Below are 22,692 nucleotides of genomic sequence, written 5' to 3'. Positions count from 1 at the left end.
AGGACGTTTTGATTTGTGAGCCGTTCCGTTTAAAAACGTTTAAAAATATCGCTTTAACGGCCGTAAAGCCGTTTTTCAATCAATTTTCCGTTTTGCCGTTTTGGTACTGTTTGTTTTGTGCCCTATAAAAGACAGCCTTTAAAAAAGAAATTTTAAGATTCTGGTGGAACCTTATTTCCTAGGTGATGGAAACAACTTTAACTTTATCGTTTATACGAGTAAATATCGATAGTATTTCTTGTAAATAAAAATTTTAATTAAGTAAAGTTAAAATAAAGGAAATTTTTATTATGAAATGCAACTTGAACCACTTATCCTGCCCAGCCCTCTCTATCTAAACTTCTATATTGTATCGCTTCTGCTAAGTGCTCCACTTTTATATCCTCGCTTAGAGACAAGTCTGCGATTGTCCTAGCTACTTTCAATATCCTGTCATAAGCCCTTGCAGAAAGCCCCAAACGTTCCATAGCTGTCTTCAACAATGCTTTGCCTGCTTCTGATATCTGACAAACCTCCTTAACCTTGTGTGAAGGCATCATTGCGTTACAGAAAATTTCAGGACTTTCGGCGAAACGAATTACTTGTTGTTCCCGTCCTTTGATCACCCGATCGCGGATAGATTTGCTTGATTCTGCTTTCCTTGTAGAGGTCATTTCGTCAAATTTCACTGGGGTGACCTCCACATGCAAATCAATCCGATCAAGCAAAGGTCCACTTATCTTATTCAAATATCTTTGGACGATACCTGGGCCGCACACACATTCTTTTTCGGGATGGTTATAATAACCACAAGGGCAAGGATTCATACTGGCTATCAACATGAAGTTTGCTGGATAATCCACGGAAACTTTAGCTCTTGAAATAGTGACTTTTCGCTCCTCCAAAGGCTGCCTCATAACTTCTAAAACTGTCCTTTTGAATTCTGGCAACTCATCCAAAAACAAAACACCGTTGTGAGAAAGAGAAATTTCTCCTGGTTGTGGATTGCCTCCACCGCCTACCAATGCCACATCAGAGATGGTATGATGGGGCGAACGAAAAGGCCTCTGGGAAATAAGTGATGCATTTCTCCCTAGTTTTCCTGCTACAGAATGTATCTTCGTAGTCTCCAAAGCCTCTTGCAATGAAAGCGGTGGTAAAATAGAAGGCAGACGCTTAGCTAACATGGTTTTACCAGCACCGGGAGGACCTATCATAATCACATTGTGCCCTCCTGCTGCTGCTATTTCCATTGCTCTTTTTATGTTTTCCTGGCCTTGCACATCTGTAAAATCAAACTCATAATGCTCCAGAGAATTATAAAAAATATCCCTCGTGTCAGTCACTAATGGCTCGATGGGCAATTCACCTTCTAGAAACTTGATGGCTTCTTCCACGGAATCCACCCCAATGATATCCAAACTATTTACTATAGAGGCTTCAGCAGCATTTTCCTTTGGTAAAATAAATCCTTTGAAACCTTGCTTTCTAGCTTCAATTGCTATTGGCAAAACTCCTTTCACAGGCCTTAACTTTCCATCCAAAGCCAACTCCCCCATAATCACATACTGATCAAGCTCTGGAAAGATCACTTGCTCCGAGGCTTTCAAAATCCCCAAAGCAATAGGCAAATCATAAGATGAGCCTTCTTTTCGGATATCCGCTGGAGCCAAATTGATGACAACTTTTTGCCGTGGCATCCTATACCCAAAGTATTTCAATGCTGACTCTACCCGCTGCTGACTTTCTTTCACAGCACTATCTGGCAAACCAACCATGAAAAAGTTTGTACCCTGTCCAACATTTACTTCTATGGTGATTAGCTTCGCAGCTACACCTGAAACAGCACTACCAAAAGTTTTTGCTACCATAATTCAAACATGATGTCATCAAAAAAGGAAATCTAAAAGATTTCCTAATATAATAAAAACAGATGCAATTCAACCAAAGGTTTACTTAAAATTCTGCCTAGGCCTAATACCTGAGTTTTCCTTATCTTCTTCTGGTTGCTCAATCTTTTTCTCCAAGTCCCTCAATTTCACGCCTTGTTCAAGATCATAAAGCTTAGCTTTCAGCTCATTCTTCTCCAACTCTTTTTTGGACAACGCTCTCTCAACCCCTTTTATCACCATGGATGAAGTACCCCAAGTCGCTAAAAAAAGGATCAAACCAACCAATAAAAATGTCACAACTGTACCAGAATGTAGTTCGGTCACTCCAAATAATCCTTTGGTACTTTCAAAGGCCAAGAAATAAATAAGACTAATTGCGAAAAACAGTGCAAGTAGCAACTGCATGATGTTATTGAATTTTTTCATAAATATCTTTATTTTTCAGATTCCGACTTTAAATATACTAAACAGACTGCATTGTGGAAAGTTTCTTGTAAATACCTTCTTCCGACATCAACGCTTGATGGGTCCCTCTCTGTACAATTTCACCTCTTTCAATTACCAATATCTCATCTGCATGCTGAATAGTGCTCAATCGATGTGCTATCACCAAAGTTGTCCTATTGGACATAAGCTTTGTCAATGCTTCCTGTACCAATAGTTCCGATTCTGAATCCAAAGCTGATGTAGCTTCATCCAGTATCAAAATCGGTGGGTTTTTCAATACTGCTCGGGCAATACTTAATCTCTGCCTTTGACCTCCGGATAGTTTGGATCCTCTCTCTCCAATCGAAGTGTTGTAACCTTTTTCCAAATGAACAATAAACTCATGAGCATTGGCAATCTTCGCAGCTTCTATTACTTTTTCCTCTGATACTCCCTCTAAACCAAAGGCAATGTTATTAAATACGGTATCATTAAACAAAATAGATTCTTGTGTGACTATTCCCATCAAAGATCTCAAATTAGTCAATTCGATTTCCTTCAAATCTACTCCATCAATAGTGACGCTCCCTTTGGTAGGATCATAAAATCTTGGGACAAGGTCTGCAATTGTAGATTTACCGCCTCCAGAAGGCCCTACCAAAGCGATTGTTTGCCCCTTCTGCAACTTGAAATTAATCTCTTTAAGTACATCTACTTTTTCATATCCAAAGAAAACATTCTTGAATGACACTTCTTTTTCGAATGAGTTGTTTGCCTTCGGATTTGCGACATTCTGTATCTGACTTTTGGTGTCAACTACTTTGAAAATCCTTTCTGCAGATGCCAACCCCCTTTGGATAACGCTGGCCGCTCTGGAAATTTCTTTGGCTGGATTCAAAACTTGTGTGAAAATGATGATATACGTAATAAAATCACTCGCACTAAGGTCTGAATTGTTATTCAAAACCAACGCTCCTCCATAAACCAAAATTGCCGCAACCACAGAAACTCCCATAAACTGGGAAATTGGGGAAGCAAGCTCGTTCTTTTTTGCCATTGACACATTTACATCAGAGTAATAATCTGTCTCTTGGTCAAATTTATCTGTAATGTATTTTCTTGCACCAAAAGCTTTGATTACACGCATCCCGCCTATCGTCTCGTCCAAAATATTGACTATTCTCCCCAAAGACTCTTGGCTTTCTATAGCTTTCTTCTTAAGCCTTTTTGTAATCCCTCCAATAATTGCCCCTGATATTGGGATCACCAAAATAGTGAAGAGGGTTAGTTTGACAGACATAAAAAACAATACGGAAAAATATAAAATAATCGTTGCCGGCTCTCTAAACACTACTCTAAGTGACTGCACTACACTATTCTCGACTTCCTGAATGTCATTTGTCATCTTTGACATCAAGTCCCCCTTTCTCTCATTTGAAAAATAGCCAATATGCATTTTTGTGACTTTTTCAAAAATATCCATCCTCATTTTTTTGATCACCTCTGCCCTGACTTTCGCCAAAACTACTCCCGACAAGTATGTAAAGAGATTAGCCAAAAAAACTGAAATCACAATAATGATACAGACATAAACGAGTGTTCCAAATTTGCCATATTGTTCAGATACCTGAAGGAAATAGTAATTGAACAAATGCAAAAAGTAATCTATGGTTAAAGAAAACTCTGGCTTTTCAAAGTATTTTGAAACATCGACTGGCCCATTTTGCTCGAAAATAACATCAAAAAGAGGCTTGAGCAATGTGAAATTCAAAAGTCCAAAAATGATTGCCAGGAGCGTATATACTACATAAATGGGTATAAACCTCCTAAATGGTCGGGCGTAGGAAAGTATTCTAAAATAAGTATTCATGTAAGCAAATGGGGTTCAAGGTCGCAAGTTAATTAATTTTACATACTCTTTGGGTGTATTGTCGTTTCTTGATTTCCAACAGCAGTATTCTCCAACAAAAATCCAAGTGAATGAAAAGACTATTTCTTATAAATTTCCATCTGTGAAAATTCCATCTAGTCAAAAAAAACTGATAGGATTACAATTTATATTTTGCCTTCATTTCGAAAAAGGCAAATGTATTTATATCAAAAATAATTCTAACAGGTCTTACCCTCTTCATTAGTTTATTAATTAAAAGTAATTTTATCTATCTATAACTACTATTCTATATGGATAAAGTGTAATTTTGGATAAGTTTTTAATAGATGAAAATTTTGATCAATTACATCATCCGCAATTTCATATTGTTGTTCTTTCTCGCTTCTGTGTTCTTTTCTTGCAAAGATCCTGTGCCACATGATGTGGATTTTTACTATTGGAAAAGTGAGTTCAAAATAGAAAAGTCCGAAAAAGAAACTTTTGGATCACTCAACTCCACAAAACTATACGTCAGACTGTTTGATGTTGACAAGGAAGGGAGTAGTCCAAACCCGAAGGGCGTTATAGATTCATTCCGTACAGATGCACTTGAAGCGGAGTACATCCCTGTGGTATTTATAACCAACCGAGTATTTTCAGGTCTAACTGAAGTAGAAAACCAACAATTAGCTAAGGATGTTTGGTCTCTTATCAACAAGCTGATTTCTACCAATAGCCAAGCTCAATTCCAAGAAATTCAAATTGATTGCGACTGGACTTCAAGTACAAAAGATTCCTTTTTCTCATTTCTTAGTACCTTAAAAACAGTCTCCCAAAAGGAAGTTTCCAGCACATTGCGACTTCATCAGGTCAAGTATAAGGAATCAACCGGCGTTCCTCCTGTGGATAAAGTGTACCTAATGGCTTATGCGACATCAGACCCAATAAATGATTCTGATTTAAACTCTATATTAGATATTGAGCTTTTAAAAGACTATTTGCAAAAAATCAACGAATACCCCCTAAAATTTGACATTGCTTTGCCCTTATACTCTTGGGGAATAATTAGTAATCATCTAGGGAAAAAGAAGCTGATCAATGGCGTTAGTCATGAACATTTGGAAAGTCCTGAGTATTTGAAATTGAACGCTAATACTTATGAGGTACAAGAAGATGTGTTTTTACGTGGAATATGGTTGAACAAAGGATTTTTGATTAAAGTAGAAACAATAACTCCAGAATTACTAAAAGATACCAAAGACTATCTAACTAATAAAATCAAACATCCTTATCACATTGTGTATTATCATCTTGACAGCGTATTCATCGAGAGATTTTCTATTGATGACTTAAAGTAATTGGCATTTGATCAAAAAAATCTAATCATGAAAAAAATATTTTTGTTTGCACTTTTATTTGCTTTCAGCCATTTATCCGAAGCAACTTCACCCAAAGCACCTGTTTCCTTTTGCGCAGGAGGATGGGGTGAAGATTACTTCTATTACAATCTCTTTTTGCAAGAAACAATGGGCGAAACTCAGTACGAACCATTCCTTCTCACATATGAAAGCGCCTTTTATTCAAAAAATGAAAAGCAAAACCCTTCTGAAGTTACTTTATTGAACGAAAACATAGAGGAATGGCAAAAGTATCTCGATATACCTTATGAAAGCGCACATTATCTAGTGTTCAAATCTTCACGTGAAGACATCAACTCTTTGCTTCAGGGAAAAACAATCAGTACATCTATGCCTGATTTTATTGATGAATCTTTCATCAGAAAACACAAGCAAGCATTACGCTACATTGCTTATGCAAAATACCTAGAGCCTTATATGGCTGTAAAAAGTACAGGGTACAATTATTGGGGTAATGGCCCTGAAAAAGATGTAACTGAACTCGAATACCAAACAGTCATCAATGTTCTCGAACGTAGCTGGCAAGCCGAAACTGACAAAGATCTGAAGCTACGATATGGCTATCAATTGGTGCGTTTTGCACATTACAATTTGCGATTTGCAGAAGCAATAACTTATTTTGACACACACATAGAAAGTCTAAATCATCGACCTATTATGTACTACTACGCTTTGGATCAAAAAGGCGGGGCAGAACGTGGATTGGGAAACCATGTACAGGCTTTGAATGATTTTTTCCAATTTTTTACCCATACCAAAAACAAAAAAACGCAAGCTTATAGCTCAATGCGGATTACGTCCGATTTGGATTTTGAGAAATTATTGAATTCTGCCAAAAGCATTCAAGAGAAAAACGATCTGTATTTATTGCTTGGATTTAAGGATTTCAACAACCCGTTGGCCGCATTTGACAAAATCATTCTAAACGACCCAAACGCACCTCAAGCGAAAGTACTTATGGCACGTGCCATCAACCAATTGGAACGTTCCTTTTTCCCTACAGAATATTACTGTCAATATGACAAACCAAACTGTTTGGAAAGTGCAAGCGATCTGAGAATCCCTCTCACCACAAACCCTCGATCCAAAACATTTCTAGACCAAACGCTTGAAGCATCCTTAAAGCAATCGAACAACAAAGATGTTGAAGACGCTGATTTTTGGCACCTTACATCTGCTTGGATTTACTTTATACAAAAAAATAGCAATGCCTCCAAAGGTCAACTTGACTTAGTGAAACAAGCTAAATACAAAACCCAAAAAGACAAACTTGAGATGCTTTTACACATAACTGAACAACCTGTGATCAGCCCTGAGTTTGAAGAGATATTGGTGAATCGATACAATATATTCAGCAATTCTCAAGGTAATGAAAGAGAATCCTATTCTCCCTCCACCAATGATTTTATCATAGATGTGCTAGCAAACCGATACCTTCTTCAAAAAGACTATGCCAAAGCATTTCTTTTGCAGAATGCTATCTTAAACTTGGAATACAACCCTGATTTAGAGCTCATAAAAGCGATAGAAGAATTTTATCATAAAGAAGAAAAAAATGTACTTGAGCAATATTTGATGTCATCAATTACACCCAAACACTATGATTATGATACCAGAAAATATGTCTTAGATAAATCTTTTGACTTACCAGTATACATTGCTTTTGTGAAAGGCAATACGCTGCTCCGTGAAGGAAAGGCTAATGATGCTAAAGAACAATTTGACTTAGTTCCAGAAGATTATGCAAGATTCAAAGGTGATTTCAACACCACGACTCAGCAATTAGATCTTCTTAATGAAGTGTTTTATGACGGATACTCTAATGTACCTGCCAGTGTTTTTGGATACAATCGAATAGAGTGTTTTGAGTGCCCCGAAGATCTCATGATCGGTGAAGCAGACAAAGTAATAGAAGTAGACTATCTTGAAAACTTCCCGTTCATCAAGACACTGATGAACAAAAGGGAGCTTTCAGAAGCTGTGATCAGTTTAGAAAAAGAAGCAAGAAAGAAAGGTAAAAAAGCTGCTCAAGCCAATTACTTGTTAGGTAATTTCTATTACAACACAACTACTATTGGGTACTATCGCCATATACTTGCATTTGATGCTTCTAATGGCAATGGCAGTAAATACAGCAACTATCTAAGCTGGGGCGGGCAATACGTTGTACAAAAACCATCCTATCCACTATATTTTAAAAATTATGGATTTAAAACATGGTTTCCAGATGATTTCCAACTGCCATTGGAGTATTTTGATAAAGCATTGAAACTCGCAAAAGAAGATGAATTGAAAGCCCATATTCTTTTTGCCGCTGCCAAGTGTGAGCAGGGGATTTTCTACAGTACACAAGAAGATGATGACCTAAACAACTTGGCATCTTTGAATTACCAAGACAGACAAAAGAAGCGAATCGAAATAAAAAACACACGCTATAGGGAGTATTTCAAAAAACTGAAATCCTACAACCATACAGCGTTTTATGAAGACGTAAAGACCTATTGCAAGTATTTTGAATTCTACACAACTAGTAATTAAAATCCTGTCCCACAATGTTCATCCTTAATCCTAATTGCGTGAAGTTATTGAACTCAGGGGAATCAAGGTTTTGTGCTGTTCTTCTTCGATAGCTGTGACTCAAATCGAGAAAGAGGTTATGCTTAAGCATGTATGTTGCATTGAGTGCCGCCATCGCCACTCTGTTTTCCACTCCTTGCCCGATGACATGCCCAAATAGTCCAAGTCCCGTATTTGTGACAAGTCTATTCTTGAGCAAATCACCTCCGAAATTAACGTCTTCACTTGGGTCAGCTCCAAAAAGTTGATAAAAACCTGTAGCATTTAAAGACAACCTCGGCAGCGGCTGATATCGTACAATTGCGATAAACTCTCTGAAATTGGCACCTCTTGGATGTGTCAATGGTGTTCTATAATTATTGAAAGCCTGATATTCAAATTTCTCTTGATAAGTATATGGTCTTGCTTGATTGAATTCCAGCTGAAGATCTAGATTGGAGATTTTGAAGGCATTGATATATTTATATCCTGCCTGTATGGCATATTTATTTCTACTTGAATTTTTCCCATCTATGCCAAAAAACTCATTGAATACAAATTCATCTAATGCAAACTGACCGTAAAGCTGCATTCCAGGAGTGAAATTCCATTTACCATCAAATCCCAGCATTACCTTGTCAGGAGTACCAAGCTGATGTTCCACCCATCTGTAAAAAATAACTGGATTGAGATAATTCCAATCAAATCTGTTAGCCATTACAGATTCGAAAACTCCAATATTCAATTTCTTTCCCAAATTGATCCCTAATCTATGGTGCGAGAACCATTTTTGGGGATATCTTCCATCTGTAGGCCTGCCTCTGTTGTATAGCACATCTGCAGTCATCTGAGACCATATATTAGTTAGGTTGAATTTCCAGATTTTCGTATTCAACTTAAAAAAAACATAGGGGTTTGAGAAATCCGACAAAATCATGGACCGATATCCTTCCCCAATAAAATTTCTATCATGCCCAAATTGAGCTTCTATGCTTTTACTTATGTTGAAAGTAAGATGACCCATCGCAGAAAAGTAACCATATCCCTCATCACCATACTCTTTCCAAAAACCTTCCCCAGGCACTGCTCCATTGTTTTCGGCATAAGCACCTACCCATGAAGGGAATACAATCTGGGTGGTGGTGAGGTAGGTATAAAAACCGATTTTTCTATCTATGCTACCCCTGAGCTCAATCCCACGAGTATTTCTGAACCTAAACTCATCCTGATTTGTCTCCCTACCTCCTGCTAAGTATAAAACTGGATTGATATGAACATCAAAAACAGAATCCCTATAATGAAAGAAATCTGATTGCTTTCTGTATAATTTCCCCAAAAACGGCTTGGTTGAATTTCCTGCTTCCGGCAAAGAAAATTCCCAGTTATCATTTCTTAGGTAGTCTAGATTAAAGTTATCAACACTATTTATTGAAAAAATGGAATCGGTCAAATAACCACCTAAATAAGAAGCGACATGATCCCTTCTGTAAGGCTTGACACCAGTATGAAAAACTGGATTCATCTCCCCTTTTAGAATTTCATATCTTTCGATCAAATGATAGTAATTTCTATTGAAAGGAGCGTAAGCACCCTGTCCAAAGGCACTCACAATAACTAGCATAGATAAGAAAGACAGTGAAAAAAACTTTTTCATAAGGTGGTTTTAAAGCTTAACTTTGTAAAACTATAAAAAGCCATTAAATAATATTGGTCTCCTAAGCCTTTTTTACAGATCAAAAACCAATAATTTTAGATTTTCATGCAAAGTTCGAAATAAATTACATGATTTGATTTGGATGGTTTTTCAAAAAAGAATAACTTTGCGCTCTATTTGAAAAGAAGCATCTAAGAAAAATAACAATACAATGAGAAAAGATATTCATCCTAACTACAGAGAAGTGGTATTTTATGACACTTCAAGCGAGTATAAGTTCATAACAAAATCTACTATCGAGACTTCTGAGACTATTCAGTGGGAAGATGGAAAAGAGTATCCTCTTTTCAAGATTGAAGTAAGCTCAAACTCTCACCCTTTCTACACTGGCAAGAAAATGCTATTGGATACTGCTGGTAGAGTTGAGAAATTCAACAGAAGATACGCGAAGAAATAATCTTCATTACTCTTATATGAGTTTAAAAAGTCTCTGGGAAATTGTTTTCCGAGAGACTTTTTTATTTTTGTGGCATGGACAATATTATTTTATTCGATGATGCCGCCATCCGCGGTTCTCTTTTACCATTTACATTTACAAGGCCAGTTGCCGACATCAGGGTTGGGATACTCAAAATCAGTGAAAAATGGGAGAAATACTCAGGCCAAAAGGCAGGTTTTGTCACCCAAGATTATCTAAGCAAAAAATTTGGTCACAGAGAAGGAAGTGCAACAATGATCAACGGCGCTGCATGTCCAACGCAAGAACTTTGGGATGCCATCCTATCCCTTAACCCAAACCAAGCACTCTGGTTTAATCAGACTTTGCTTGCAATAAAATCTGATACTCCATCTGAATTCAATCATGATGTCGCAAAGGAAAAATCCAAGGTGGAATACAAAGGGACTTTTACATTAATCCAAAAAACTTGGAACATATTTGAATTCAATGCCCAAGAAATCAAAAATGACTTTAACTTAATAACCTCAGGAAGAAAGTCAATTGGAATCAGTGATCCCAACACAATTCTTTACAATGAAAGCCAAATATTCATAGAGGAAGGTGCAAAAATAAAAGCTGCTGTCCTCAATGCTGAAAATGGACCTATTTATATTGGGAAAAACGCAGAAATCCAAGAAGGGGCATTGATCAGGGGACCATTTGCATTATGCGAAAGCTCTACTGTAAACATGGGTGCCAAAATGCGTGGAGACATCACTGTTGGCCCACATTCCAAGATAGGTGGTGAGGTGTCAAATTCCGTTATTTTCGGATATAGCAACAAAGGCCATGATGGCTTTATGGGAAATTCTGTTTTGGGAGAATGGTGCAATCTAGGAGCTGATACAAATACCTCTAATTTGAAAAACAACTATGCTTCGGTTAAGGTTTGGGATTATATCAAAGGAGGCTTTTCCAATACAGGCTTGCAATTTTGCGGCTTGATGATGGGAGATCATTCCAAATCCGGAATCAATACGATGTTCAATACAGGCACTGTAGTTGGAGTAGGTGCAAATGTATTTGGAGATGGCTACCCACGAAATTTTATCCCTTCATTTTCATGGGGTGGAGCTGCAGGTTTCACAACATTTCAATATAGAAAATTTGAAGAAGTTGCCATAGCAGTCATGAACAGAAGAGGACTGAATTTTGATGAAACAGAAAAAGAAATAATTCAAAGGGTTTTTGAATTGACAAAGCATTACCGAATTTGGGACAAAACTATTTAATCTAAAAATATGCTATTTTCATCCATTCCAGGACTGTCAGAAGTAAAGGAAAGAATAATCCAAGCGGTTCAAAACAATCACTTGGCACATGCTTTATTGTTTCATGGCCCAGAAGGATCCGCCAACCTACAAATGTCCTTGGCACTTTGCACTTACTTACATTGCGAAAACCCGAGTGAATCAGACGCTTGTGGACAATGTCCTTCGTGCCACAAAATGGAAAAGTTGATACATCCAGACATGAATTTTGTAGTACCTGCTCCCGGAGAAGAGAAAGATGATGATGACAAAAAGAAGAAAGTTGATTTTATAGCTTCTTTTAGAAACTTTGCATTGACAACAGGTTATGGAAATATATCAGATTGGATATACCATAACAACATAGACAAAAAGCAGCTAAATATTTCAAGAGGAACCGCTAGAAATATCCTAAAAACCATTTCATTGAAATCATTTGAAGGTGGTTATAAAATCATGTTGATCTGGGGAGCAGAATATATGAATACGCAGGCTGCCAACTCTCTATTAAAAGTTTTGGAAGAACCTCCCGAAAAAACGCTATTCCTTTTGCTTACCACACAACCAGAGCAATTATTAACCACTATTCTATCCAGAACCCAAAAGGTGATGATCAGATCTTTTACAGATGAAGAGATCAAAGAACATCTAGTTTTGGAAGGCATGTGCTCGAAGGAAGCGGCAGAACAAATAGCACCACTGGCAGATGGAAATATGCGTGAGGCTTATAGATTGGTAGATCAAGTACAAGACGAAAACACCGCCCAGATACGAGATTGGTATAGATTATGCTTTACATTAAAAATCGGAGAAATTTTGCGTCTCGCTGAAGATTTTGCTCAAAAAGACAAAGAAGCTCAAAAATCACTCTTACTCAGCGGATTGAATGTACTCAGAGAAGTGATTTTGAGCAAATCCCAGCTCCCAGGACTGATGCGTAGTGTCCCACAAGATAGAAGTTTTATTGAAAATCTTGGACTTCATGTACTAGATGAAGAAAAAATATCGAATATGTACAAAAGAATGAATCAAGCGCATTATCACTTGGAGCGAAATGCAAGTGCGAAGATCCTCTTCACAGATTTATCATTTCAACTGGCCAGAATTATGCGAAAAAAATCAAATGCATGACCATGAAAAAAACTATCGGACGAAGGGAGAGAATTACCTTACCAAACTGGAAATTAAACATGATCCCAGCTAAGGTTGACACAGGTGCCTACACAAACTCTATACATTGCACATTTTTGGAAGAAAGAGAGATCGATGGAGAGATGGTATTGAGTTACAAGGTACTTGCGTTAGACAACAAGAAATACAAAGACATTATCCATCAAACTAAAGACTACACGCAAAAAAAAGTTAAAAATTCTTTTGGACAAGCTGAAATAAGATATAAAGTAAGTACAAAAGTTATTATGTTTGATGAAGAATTCGAAGCGGAATTCACGCTTACTGATCGATCTAAAATGAGAAACCCCATACTTTTAGGCAGAAAGATGCTTCAGGGACGTTTTTTAGTAGATGTTTCTCAAGTTAATTTATCCCAAAAATCAAAAAAATGAAAATTGCAATACTATCCAGAAATTCCCAATTGTATTCTACGAAGCGATTGCATGAAGCAATCTTGGCTGCAGGACATGAAGTAGTGATTATAGATCATTCACTATGTGATATTATTATCGAACAAGAAGGCCCATCTATCATTTACAAGGGCGAGAAAGTTTTGGGCGTAGACGCTATAATCCCAAGAATCGGAGCGTCTGTCACTTTTTACGGTACAGCTGTCGTCCGTCAATTTGAACTGATGGGCACATTTTCGGCAGTAGAATCTCAGGCTATTGTAAGAAGTCGAGATAAGCTGAGAAGTCTTCAAATCCTATCAAAAGCAGGATTGGGAATGCCAAAAACAGCTTTTACCAATTTTTCTAAAGGAGGAGAAAAAACCTTGATTGAGCATGTCGGTGGAGCTCCTTTGATCATCAAACTTTTGGAAGGTACACAAGGGCTTGGCGTAGTATTAGCCGAAACCAAAAAAGCAGGCCAGTCAGTAATTGAAGCATTTCATGGCTTAAAGGCTCGAATTATTGTACAAGAGTTCATCAAAGAAGCCAAAGGAGCAGACATCCGAGCATTCATTGTAAATGGCAAAGTAGTCGGAGCGATGAAACGTCAAGGAGCTGAAGGTGAATTCCGATCCAACCTTCATAGAGGTGGGAAAGCTACAATCATCAAACTTTCTAGGGCAGAAAAAGCTGCAGCCCTTGGAGCGGCCAAAGCTTTGGGGTTAGACATAGCAGGAGTAGATATGCTTCAGTCTTCAAGAGGACCTCTTATCCTTGAAGTAAATAGCTCTCCTGGTTTGGAAGGAATCGAAAAAGCCACAGGAATCAATATTGCTGGAGAGATAATAAAGTTTGTAGAAGAGTCTGTATCCAAGAAAGTTCCAAAAAGAAAAATCAAAGAATAATGCAAAATATTAAAATTGGCACTCGTGGGAGCAAACTTGCTCTATGGCAAGCTTACCATGTTGCAGATTTATTGGAAGCTCAAGGACTCTCAAGTGAAATCGTGATCATCGATACCAAAGGTGACAAGATCCTTGACGTGTCAATTGCCAAGATCGGAAGCAAGGGAGTATTCACCGAAGAACTGGAAGATCAGCTTGCGAGTGGTGCAGTAGATATTGCTGTTCATAGCGCAAAAGACATGCAATCTTCACTCCCAGAGGGTTTCGAAATCATCGCATTCACCGAAAGGGAGGAAGTCAACGACATTATCCTAAGCCACAACCCCAATATTGATTACAAAAACAGTGATAAACCATTGATACTGGGAACCTCCTCCACAAGAAGAGTTGCAACTTTAAAACATTATTATCCACATATTCAAACTGTAGAAGTTAGGGGTAATTTGCAAACAAGAATTTCAAAAATGGAATCTGGACTATGCGATGCGCTTCTATTGGCTTATGCTGGCGCCCACAGAATGGGCTATGATGACTTGATCAGGCACAAGCTTTCTTTGGATGAATTTACACCAGCTGTGGGACAAGGAAGCGTGGCTATTGAAGCTTCTACTTCGTTAGATGCTGAAATCAAGTCAAAAATAATAAAAGCCACGCACCATGAAGAAACTGGGTTCAGATTGACTGCCGAAAGGTCCTATTTGAGGGTACTAGAGGGAGGATGCAGCATCCCCGTCTTTGCTCTGGCGACTTACACTAATGACTCCCTTTCACTAAAAGGAGGCATTGTCAGCCTTGATGGTAAAGATAGAATAGTACATGAAGTAGCTGGCGATTTGGAAGAAGCCGATATTCTTGGCAAGCTACTCGCTGAGAAAGTTTTGAATTCTGGAGGTGATAGAATATTAAAAGAGATTAAAGCCACACTTAACAAATGAAAATTACCCGAGTATTAAACATACTACTTTGCATCTCAGGACTTTTGAGCTGCTCAGTAGAGAAAGATCATTTAGTAAAGATAGAGACTAGACATGGTGACATGTACGCTTTATTATTTGACGATACCCCAAAACACAAAAACAATTTCATTAAACTTGCAGAAGGGGGTCGGTTTGATTCAACTCAATTTCATAGAATAATTGAGAACTTTATGATACAGGGAGGAGATGTATTTGGAAAAGAAAAATTACCACAGGAAGAATGGTACACTGTTCCAGCAGAGATTAACCCAAAACACATTCACAAAAAAGGAATGATAGCCGCTGCCCGATTAGGGGATAATGCCAACCCTGAAAAAGCATCAAGCGGATCACAGTTTTATATAGTTCATGGCAAAGTTTATTCTAAACCTGAACTAGTAACTGATATGCGTCAATTGGGGCAAAAATTCAACCAATTTATTGGATTGGAAAGCAATAAGGAACTGAGAAAAGAGTATCTAAGGCTGTATGAAGCAAAGGAGTTTGACTCATTAAACATGATCATGCTACAAACTAAAGAGCAGCTTGAGGGGTTTTACAACGTAAGCCTTGACAAGAAAATGACACCACAACAAATAGAAGCTTATACATCAGAAGGTGGCACCCCTCATCTAGACAACGAATACACAGTATTTGGAGAAATAATCAAAGGCATCGAAGTAATGGAAGCTATCGCTCAAGAGAAAACTGCTGCGCTTGACAAACCCATCGAACCGGTGTACATGAAAGTGAGTGTTTCTCAAATGAACAAAAAGAAAATCACCAAAGAATTCGGATATGCCTTTGAACAATCCAAGTAAAATGAAAATATTGATTACAGGGGCAAATGGGCTTCTTGGTCAAAAACTTGTCCGACAGATTATTGAAGAAAATGTTTTTGAAGCTATACCAAGTGGCTTGGGTGAAAGTAGATTGCCGGAAGATTTGAAAATCCAAAACTGGTTGACTTTGGACATTCAAAATCGAGATCAGGTAATGGCTGAAATCGGAAAAATGAAGCCGGATTATATCATTAATACTGCCGCAATGACAAATGTAGATCAGTGCGAAAGTAAAAAAGAAGCTTGCAAAGAGCTCAACATTGAAGCTGTCAAACATTTGGTAGAAGCATGCGAAAAGTATGAAGCGCATCTGATCCATCTTTCTACTGATTTTATTTTTGATGGCGAAAATGGTCCTTACCGAGAAGATGCCACCCCCAATCCTGTTAATTTTTATGGTTGGACCAAATTGGAAGCCGAAAACGTTATTCAGAAATCTTCAATAAAATGGTCAATAGTCAGGACTGTATTGGTCTATGGTATTGCCAATGATATGAGTCGATCAAATATTATTCTGTGGGTAAAAGATTCTTTGGAAAAAGGGGAAACGCTTCAGTTGGTAAATGACCAAATCAGAACTCCTACATTAGCTGAAGACCTAGCCAATGGTTGTCTTCTAATTGCACAAAAGCAAGCCGTAGGGATTTATAACATTTCTGGTAAAGATGTACTGACACCGTATGAAATGGCGATGCAAACAGCAGCATATTTTGGACTTGACAAAACAAAAATAAAAGAGACAGATTCGCATTCGTTTACTCAAGATGCCGAAAGACCGATGAAAACAGGATTTATTATAGAAAAAGCAATAGCTGACCTGGGGTATTCCCCGAAAAGTTTTATGGATGGAATTGGTATTTTGGCAAAACAACTTAAATTAGCCAATTATTAACAATTCAATAATCTAACAAAAACTAATTATTCGAAAGGTATGGCAGTTAATACTGACACTGAAGGCAGAGGTCAATGGGGCTCAAGTCTAGGTTTTATAATGGCAGCAGCAGGATCAGCTGTAGGTTTAGGTAACATTTGGAGATTCCCGTATCTAACAGGTGAAAATGGTGGAGGGGCTTTTGTCTTTGTGTATGCCATCTGCGTTTTGTTAATCGGACTTCCTTTGTTATTAAACGAAATAGCACTGGGCCGAAAGTCCGGAAAAAATCCAATCGGTGCAATTAGAGAAACTGGAGGTAACAAGTTTTGGCAATTGGCAGGGGTTCTTTGTATTTTGGTTTGTTTCTGTGTATTGAGTTATTACTCTGTGATTGCAGGTTGGACAATAGGCTATATTTTTACCGAATTGATCAACATACCAATTGATTTCGAAGAGTTTCAAGACACACCAATGTATGTCATCCCTTTATGTTTTGTGTTTATTTTGATGACAATTGGGGTAGTATTGGGTGGTATTTCTGGAGGAATCGAAAAAGCCGCCAAATTCTTAATGCCAGTTCTTTTTATAATTATCATATTTATAGCAGGTAGAGCAGTTACTCTTGAAGGCGCTAGTGCAGGGATTGAATATTATTTATATCCTGATTTTTCAAAAATCACCACAAAAGTTATTCTTCAAGCACTTGGTCAAGCATTCTTTTCCATGTCAGTAGGATGGGGTTTGATGATTACATTTGGATCTTACTTACCACGTAAAAGCAACATAGTGGCTTCTTCTGGATGGATTGCTGGTATGGACAGCATGGTAGCCTTATTGGGAGGTTTGATGGTTTTCCCTGCGTTGTTTGCATTATTACCTGGAAAAGATCCTGCAGGTGGACCTGCTTTGGTATTTGAAGTCCTCCCATTGGTTTTTGATGCCATGCCAGGTGGTAACTTTATTGGAGCCATGTTCTTCCTTCTATTGTTGGTAGCAGCGCTGACGTCGAGCATTTCGATGCTTGAGGTGCCTGTTTCTTATTTTATAGATGAAAAAAAATGGAGCAGAAAAAAAGCAGCTTGGACTATTGGTATTGCTGCAATGGCATTATCCGTTCCTTCTGCCCTGTCCTCAATTGAAGGAAATTTCTTCAATTCTATGACTTTGAACTTTTTAGGAAATACTCAAATTGGATTTTTTGGCATCATGGATTTCTTATTTGGAACATTCGCTGTAGTTGTTATTTGTATGATGCTTGCTTTGTATACAGGCTGGGCTAAAAAAATCAGTGACTTTGCAGACGAACTATCAGAAGGCTCTCCTGCATTCAAAGGCATTTTGAGAAAATCTTGGATTTTCTTTATCAAGTGGGTTTGCCCTATCGTTATCGGATTGGTATTACTTGATTTGATTGGTGTATTTGGCACACCTCAAGAAGGCGGATAATTCAATTTAAATTTAAATTAAAGCGGGCACTTTGGAAATTTCAGAGTGCCCGCTTTAATTTTAAATATAAACATATGTTTTTTAAATATTTTTTATTGATATTAGAACCAATTGGGTCAAATTGCTATCAGAATTTATCAATCCCAAAAAACTAAACTCACCTTTGATACAAACAATGAGATTTTCACAGGAAATTAGACAATAAGAATCTCAACCTTATAAACTATAGTGATATAATAGTACGTTATAATAACCGAAATGAACATTCTACAACCTTAGATGAAGAATGTTCAAACAAAGAAAAATCGCCCATGAAAAATCTCATTATACTTTTGCTCGCATTCGTCCTTACAAACACCCTACAAGCCCAAGACTTCTCTATAGGACCTAAGTTTGGAGTATCTCAATCTACGATCAAAGTGAATGGAGATGGGTACCAATCTGGGGACGATAAACTGGGTTACCACGTAGGAGCTTTTGTGAGAATGGGTGGTGCTTCTATCTTTGTTCAACCAGAATTTCTCTACACAAGTACAGGTGGTTTTATTCTTGATGAAAACAACAATGCTACGATAGAAACCAATTTTAACAGACTAGATATTCCTTTGATGGTTGGGTTTAAACTTGCAGGCTTTTTCAGAGTCCAAGCAGGACCTATTGCAAGTATTTTACTTGATCAGTCTTTTGGCGACGACCCCATTGGTTCCACACAAAATATCGACTATAGAAGTTCGACTATTGGATATCAAGCAGGCATCGGTCTAGATATTGGAAACTTTATTTTAGATGCCAAATACGAAAGCTCACTTGGAAAAATCGCAAGTAGCGTAGCTGGATTCCAAACTGATCAAAGGCAAAATCAGCTAGTATTGTCTGCCGGTTTTCGACTGTTTTGATTAAATCAAAAAAATATAAAAGCTGTCTCGAAATTGATATTCCAGACAGCTTTTTTTATCAAATAATAAATTTTCTTTAATTTTAATTGGATCAAAGAATGAATCTTTTGAATTTCAAGCTAAATTGATAGCCATAGTAATTACAGCAACCCTGTGCCATCTTCAGGAGACACAACAAAGAACTTGGGTAATTTATTGAATTTTTCCTCATAAGCTTCAGATACTCCCTTTTGAAGCTGCGCTATGTAATCTTCATGGACAATATTTATCGTACAGCCACCAAAACCTCCACCCATCATCCTGCTTCCCAAAACTTCTGGAACCTTTCTAGTAAAATCGACCAAAAAATCCAGTTCTTCACAACTTACTTCATAAAGTTTACTCAAACCGTCATGAGATTGATACACTTTTTTTCCAAAACCATCCAAATCCCCTTTTGAAAGAAACTCACAAGAATCCAATACTCTTTGGTTTTCTTCCACTACAAATCGACATCTTCTATAGACTATCTCATTCAGATTGAGTTGATCTAGCAAATCCAAACTTACGTCCCTCAAATCTTGTACATCTGCTTGGATTTTTCTTGCGGCGTTTACACCTTCTTCGCACTCCAACCTCCGCTTGTTGTAGGCGCTATCTGCCAGCGAATGTTTTACTTGGGTATCAATTAGCAAGATTTTATATTTCCCCAAATCAATCGGAAAATAATCAAAATCCAAAGTTCTACAGTCCAAACGGATCGCATGGTCTTTTTTACCCATCACAGAGGCGAACTGATCCATAATCCCACATTGTACTCCAGCAAATGTATGCTCTGCTTTTTGTGCATAATGTACGAGTGACTTCTTGGAAATCCCAAACCCTAGCAACTCAGACAAAGCATAACCAACAGCGCATTCGAGTGCAGCTGAAGAAGATAATCCAGCCCCTACCGGAATATCTCCGCCAAAGACCATATCAAAACCTTTGACATCATAGCCAGCTTGTTGCAGTTGTGAGACTACACCCATGACGTATGTTGCCCAATGCCCCTTTTTTGGAGAAAATGACTCTAAATCAAATGAAAACTCATCCTCAAAATCAACAGAATATATTCTTCCCTTGTTGGTGCCATTTTCTGCAATCGCAACGACCATTTTCTTATCAATAGCCGCAGGCAATACAAAGCCCCCGTTATAATCTGTATGCTCACCAATCAAATTAATCCGACCAGGAGAATAAACAAGTAATGGTTCTTGATCAAATAGATCTATGAAAGTATTTTTGATAGATTGAAACATGGATTTAAATGCTTAATGGGTAGAAAATTTAAAAATAGTTTTGGATGAGAAGATTTCTCCTTGCCTTAATATAACAGAGGGAAAGCTTTGTTGGTTGATGCTGTCGGGAAAGTGCTGTGTTTCCAAGCAGATAGCACAATGTTGACCATAAGCCACATCATTTTTTCCTTTTATATTACCATTCAAATAATTGGATGTATACACTTGAACCCCAGGTTCAGTAGTAGATAATTCCAGCAATCTTCCACTTATTGGATCATATAATTTCGCGCAATTTTCTTGAAAATCTAAGGCAAATGAATGATCTATCCCATTTCCAAACTTAATTTGTTCAACTTCTCTATCTATTGCTTGCCCAATTTTTTTTCCTTCTAAAAAATCAAATGGAGTATTCCTCACATCTTTCAACTCACCTGTAGGCATACTATTTTCATCCATTGGGAGAAAATTATTAGCTGAGATTTGAAACTCATGATCTAAAATACTTTTTGAAAAATCCCCACTCAAATTAAAATAGGAATGATTTGTAGGGTTTAAAATTGTCACTTTATCGGTAGTGCCTTGGTACTTTAATGTCAGTTCACCTTGAGGATTGACCAGATAAGTCACTTTAAACCTAATCGTACCAGGATATCCACCTTCTCCATCTGGACTAATCATAGAAAATGTTACGCCAAAAGAATCTTCATCGCTGAAGGACTCCGCTTCCCATAACTTTCTATCCCAGCCTTCTTTTCCGCCATGCAGATGTGTTTTCCCATTGTTTGGCTCGAGAATATAATTTTTCCCATCCAATTCAAATTGGTTTCCTTTAATTCTCCCTCCAATTCTTCCAACTGTAGATCCTATATAGCAATAGTTGTCTAGATACTCTTTTTTCTGATAACCATCAAAATTATCGAAACCGAGTACGACATCGGCCATCTTTCCATCCCTATCAGGAACAAATAAGTGAGTAAGGGTAGCGCCATAATCCATGATTGAAGCTTTTATTACCCCAGGGATTTCGATTGTATAAAGTTTTACATCTTCGCCATCCAGAGTCTTTCCAAATGGTTGGGCAGTGATTGCAGGTTTGATAAGCATTATTGTTTAATAGGTTTGGATGCTAAAAATAAAGGCTGAAAATTTAATTACCCAATTCTTAAGCAAATTGATTGATAATTATTGATTTTCAGCCTTCAAAAGACTTCAAAACCTTGATTTTTTTTTGTATATCAGCTTTCTTCCACATAAACAAAAATAAAACTAGTTCATTCTGTGGACTGTTAGCTGTGGTCTATGGAAGAGAATTCGCACAAAATAAGGCAAACAGACAATATGAATTGCTACCTTGTGGTTACTCATATTTTAATTTTTAATGTTGAGTTTCTAGCGATCAAGGTAGTCCCAAGCACAAAGGACTTTGGTTCATCAGACACGATTTCATCCAATTGATCCAAAAGATGGTTGGCAGCAATCTGTCCCATTTCATATCCAGGCTGCGACACTGTGGTCAAAGATGGCTCTACTACTGAGGAGGTCGGATTGTTTGTAAATCCTGCCAAAGCGATTTCTTCTGGTATTCTGATGCCTTTTTCTTTCAAGACAAGCATGACATCTACAGCTACAGGGTCTATCATTGCAAATATCGCATCTGCCCTATTTTCTTCTTCCAATATCTTATACGCAATCTGCCTATTGGATTCCTGATTAAGATCAGAGATGTAGACACGACTTTCCGCTTCCGAAATTCCATATTCAGCCAAAGCTTTCAAGTATCCACCTTTACGTTTCTTACTAATATAAAGGTCTTGTGGCCCCGAAATGAAGGCGATCTTTCTGCATCCTTGTTCCAATAAATGATGCGTGACTTGATAGGCTCCATGCTCATCATCCACTGTAACCCTTGAAACGGGAATTTCTTCAGTCACACGGTCAAACATGATGAATGGAATTTCTCTGTCATAAAGATCCTGCAAGTGTTGGTAACTTTTTGTTTCTCTACTAAGCGAAATCAATAAACCATCAACCTGACTTGCTACTAGTACCCTGATGTTAGATATTTCTTGGACATAAGATTCATTTGACTGACAAATCATCACGTTGTACCCCCTTTTGTAGGCAGTATCCTGTATCCCTGAGATATTACTTGAAAAGAAGTGTGAAGTCAACTCCGGGACAATGACGCCAAGCACTTTACTTCTACTTATCCTTAGACTTTGAGCTAGTAAATTTGGCTGATAGTTCATACTTTTAGCCATTTCCACAATACGTTTTTTTGTATCTGGATGCAGCTCTGGGGAGTCTTTCAATGCCCTGGAAACTGTGGAGACAGAAACATTGAGCTTCTTGGCAATCTCCTTCATGGTTACCTGATGGCCTCTTTTCATTGACTGTAGTTT

At 37.7% G+C, this 22,692-nt stretch carries 19 protein-coding genes; 12 read left to right on the top strand and 7 right to left on the bottom strand.

Translation table 11 applies throughout. The features are described 5' to 3' along the window. Positions 1-311: 311 nt before the first annotated feature. The 3 genes from MM236_RS15235 to MM236_RS15225 all read right to left on the bottom strand — a co-directional run bounded on the left by MM236_RS15235 (position 312) and on the right by MM236_RS15225 (position 4,167). Positions 312-1,850, bottom strand: coding sequence for a YifB family Mg chelatase-like AAA ATPase (locus tag MM236_RS15235; protein ID WP_241275850.1), 1,539 nt, complete (start codon positions 1,848-1,850; stop codon positions 312-314). Positions 1,851-1,931: 81 nt separating this feature from the next. After that, a complete protein-coding gene (locus tag MM236_RS15230) occupies positions 1,932-2,297 on the bottom strand; it encodes a hypothetical protein (RefSeq protein WP_241275849.1) in 366 nt (121 codons plus the stop codon). Between the two features lie 37 nt (positions 2,298-2,334). Continuing rightward, the gene (locus tag MM236_RS15225; RefSeq protein ID WP_241275848.1) at positions 2,335-4,167 is read right to left on the bottom strand and encodes an ABC transporter ATP-binding protein; all 1,833 of its coding nucleotides are present in this window, start codon (positions 4,165-4,167) and stop codon (positions 2,335-2,337) included. Between the two features lie 347 nt (positions 4,168-4,514). On the opposite strand from MM236_RS15225, the gene MM236_RS15220 reads away from it, so the two are divergent. Continuing rightward, on the top strand, positions 4,515-5,525 hold the full coding sequence (locus MM236_RS15220; RefSeq protein WP_241275847.1) for a hypothetical protein: 1,011 nt from the start codon (positions 4,515-4,517) through the stop codon (positions 5,523-5,525). Positions 5,526-5,552: 27 nt separating this feature from the next. Then, entirely contained in the window at positions 5,553-8,123 is a 2,571-nt protein-coding gene (locus tag MM236_RS15215; RefSeq protein WP_241275846.1) for a hypothetical protein, read from the top strand. On the opposite strand, the gene MM236_RS15210 is transcribed toward MM236_RS15215, so the two are convergent. Then, positions 8,113-9,795, bottom strand: coding sequence for a hypothetical protein (locus MM236_RS15210; RefSeq protein ID WP_241275845.1), 1,683 nt, complete (start codon positions 9,793-9,795; stop codon positions 8,113-8,115). The genes MM236_RS15215 and MM236_RS15210 overlap by 11 nt on opposite strands. A 211-nt stretch (positions 9,796-10,006) precedes the next feature. On the opposite strand from MM236_RS15210, the gene MM236_RS15205 reads away from it, so the two are divergent. From MM236_RS15205 to MM236_RS15160, 10 genes are all read left to right on the top strand, one after another. Next, positions 10,007-10,252, top strand: coding sequence for a type B 50S ribosomal protein L31 (locus MM236_RS15205; RefSeq protein ID WP_241275844.1), 246 nt, complete (start codon positions 10,007-10,009; stop codon positions 10,250-10,252). Between the two features lie 74 nt (positions 10,253-10,326). Continuing rightward, positions 10,327-11,526 (top strand): GlmU family protein, encoded by a 1,200-nt coding sequence (locus tag MM236_RS15200; RefSeq protein WP_241275843.1) that lies wholly within the window; start codon positions 10,327-10,329, stop codon positions 11,524-11,526. Positions 11,527-11,535: 9 nt separating this feature from the next. Continuing rightward, positions 11,536-12,675, top strand: coding sequence for a DNA polymerase III subunit (locus tag MM236_RS15195; RefSeq protein WP_241275842.1), 1,140 nt, complete (start codon positions 11,536-11,538; stop codon positions 12,673-12,675). A 2-nt stretch (positions 12,676-12,677) separates the two neighbouring features. Beyond that, entirely contained in the window at positions 12,678-13,109 is a 432-nt protein-coding gene (locus MM236_RS15190) for an ATP-dependent zinc protease family protein (RefSeq protein ID WP_241275841.1), read from the top strand. Then, entirely contained in the window at positions 13,106-14,014 is a 909-nt protein-coding gene (gene rimK / locus MM236_RS15185) for a 30S ribosomal protein S6--L-glutamate ligase (RefSeq protein ID WP_241275840.1), read from the top strand. The genes MM236_RS15190 and rimK overlap by 4 nt, the downstream gene beginning before the upstream one ends. After that, the gene (gene hemC, locus MM236_RS15180; protein WP_241275839.1) at positions 14,014-14,949 is read left to right on the top strand and encodes a hydroxymethylbilane synthase; all 936 of its coding nucleotides are present in this window, start codon (positions 14,014-14,016) and stop codon (positions 14,947-14,949) included. The genes rimK and hemC overlap by 1 nt, the downstream gene beginning before the upstream one ends. Further along, positions 14,946-15,791: a peptidylprolyl isomerase gene (locus MM236_RS15175; protein ID WP_241275838.1), complete on the top strand. Its 846-nt coding sequence runs from the start codon at positions 14,946-14,948 to the stop codon at positions 15,789-15,791. Before hemC ends, MM236_RS15175 begins: the two co-directional genes overlap by 4 nt. 1 nt (position 15,792) lies before the next feature. Further along, the gene (locus tag MM236_RS15170) at positions 15,793-16,704 is read left to right on the top strand and encodes an SDR family oxidoreductase (RefSeq protein ID WP_241275837.1); all 912 of its coding nucleotides are present in this window, start codon (positions 15,793-15,795) and stop codon (positions 16,702-16,704) included. Positions 16,705-16,743: 39 nt separating this feature from the next. Then, on the top strand, positions 16,744-18,132 hold the full coding sequence (locus MM236_RS15165) for a sodium-dependent transporter (protein ID WP_241275836.1): 1,389 nt from the start codon (positions 16,744-16,746) through the stop codon (positions 18,130-18,132). A 311-nt stretch (positions 18,133-18,443) separates the two neighbouring features. Next, positions 18,444-19,028 carry a porin family protein gene (locus tag MM236_RS15160; RefSeq protein WP_241275835.1) on the top strand — a complete coding sequence of 195 codons (585 nt, stop codon included), beginning with the start codon at positions 18,444-18,446 and terminating at the stop codon, positions 19,026-19,028. Positions 19,029-19,168: 140 nt separating this feature from the next. On the opposite strand, the gene MM236_RS15155 is transcribed toward MM236_RS15160, so the two are convergent. The 3 genes from MM236_RS15155 to MM236_RS15145 form a co-directional block, all read right to left on the bottom strand. Further along, positions 19,169-20,308, bottom strand: coding sequence for a galactokinase (locus MM236_RS15155; RefSeq protein WP_241275834.1), 1,140 nt, complete (start codon positions 20,306-20,308; stop codon positions 19,169-19,171). A 12-nt stretch (positions 20,309-20,320) separates the two neighbouring features. Continuing rightward, complete coding sequence (locus tag MM236_RS15150) at positions 20,321-21,394, bottom strand: aldose epimerase family protein (protein WP_241275833.1); 1,074 nt, start codon at positions 21,392-21,394, stop codon at positions 20,321-20,323. A gap of 257 nt (positions 21,395-21,651) precedes the next feature. Next, the gene (locus MM236_RS15145; protein WP_241275832.1) at positions 21,652-22,680 is read right to left on the bottom strand and encodes a LacI family DNA-binding transcriptional regulator; all 1,029 of its coding nucleotides are present in this window, start codon (positions 22,678-22,680) and stop codon (positions 21,652-21,654) included. Positions 22,681-22,692 lie beyond the last annotated feature (12 nt).

Source organism: Belliella calami, assembly GCF_022549695.1.
Classification (GTDB): domain Bacteria; phylum Bacteroidota; class Bacteroidia; order Cytophagales; family Cyclobacteriaceae; genus Belliella; species Belliella calami.
This window is presented reverse-complemented; position numbering and strand designations above follow the sequence as displayed.

Coding starts and splice junctions, on each gene's coding strand:
- MM236_RS15235 (WP_241275850.1), bottom strand. CDS start 1,850: ATGGTAGCAAAAACTTTTGGTAGTGCTGTTTCAGGTGTAGCTGCGAAG.
- MM236_RS15230 (WP_241275849.1), bottom strand. CDS start 2,297: ATGAAAAAATTCAATAACATCATGCAGTTGCTACTTGCACTGTTTTTC.
- MM236_RS15225 (WP_241275848.1), bottom strand. CDS start 4,167: ATGAATACTTATTTTAGAATACTTTCCTACGCCCGACCATTTAGGAGG.
- MM236_RS15220 (WP_241275847.1), top strand. CDS start 4,515: ATGAAAATTTTGATCAATTACATCATCCGCAATTTCATATTGTTGTTC.
- MM236_RS15215 (WP_241275846.1), top strand. CDS start 5,553: ATGAAAAAAATATTTTTGTTTGCACTTTTATTTGCTTTCAGCCATTTA.
- MM236_RS15210 (WP_241275845.1), bottom strand. CDS start 9,795: ATGAAAAAGTTTTTTTCACTGTCTTTCTTATCTATGCTAGTTATTGTG.
- MM236_RS15205 (WP_241275844.1), top strand. CDS start 10,007: ATGAGAAAAGATATTCATCCTAACTACAGAGAAGTGGTATTTTATGAC.
- MM236_RS15200 (WP_241275843.1), top strand. CDS start 10,327: ATGGACAATATTATTTTATTCGATGATGCCGCCATCCGCGGTTCTCTT.
- MM236_RS15195 (WP_241275842.1), top strand. CDS start 11,536: ATGCTATTTTCATCCATTCCAGGACTGTCAGAAGTAAAGGAAAGAATA.
- MM236_RS15190 (WP_241275841.1), top strand. CDS start 12,678: ATGAAAAAAACTATCGGACGAAGGGAGAGAATTACCTTACCAAACTGG.
- rimK (WP_241275840.1), top strand. CDS start 13,106: ATGAAAATTGCAATACTATCCAGAAATTCCCAATTGTATTCTACGAAG.
- hemC (WP_241275839.1), top strand. CDS start 14,014: ATGCAAAATATTAAAATTGGCACTCGTGGGAGCAAACTTGCTCTATGG.
- MM236_RS15175 (WP_241275838.1), top strand. CDS start 14,946: ATGAAAATTACCCGAGTATTAAACATACTACTTTGCATCTCAGGACTT.
- MM236_RS15170 (WP_241275837.1), top strand. CDS start 15,793: ATGAAAATATTGATTACAGGGGCAAATGGGCTTCTTGGTCAAAAACTT.
- MM236_RS15165 (WP_241275836.1), top strand. CDS start 16,744: ATGGCAGTTAATACTGACACTGAAGGCAGAGGTCAATGGGGCTCAAGT.
- MM236_RS15160 (WP_241275835.1), top strand. CDS start 18,444: ATGAAAAATCTCATTATACTTTTGCTCGCATTCGTCCTTACAAACACC.
- MM236_RS15155 (WP_241275834.1), bottom strand. CDS start 20,308: ATGTTTCAATCTATCAAAAATACTTTCATAGATCTATTTGATCAAGAA.
- MM236_RS15150 (WP_241275833.1), bottom strand. CDS start 21,394: ATGCTTATCAAACCTGCAATCACTGCCCAACCATTTGGAAAGACTCTG.
- MM236_RS15145 (WP_241275832.1), bottom strand. CDS start 22,680: ATGAAAAGAGGCCATCAGGTAACCATGAAGGAGATTGCCAAGAAGCTC.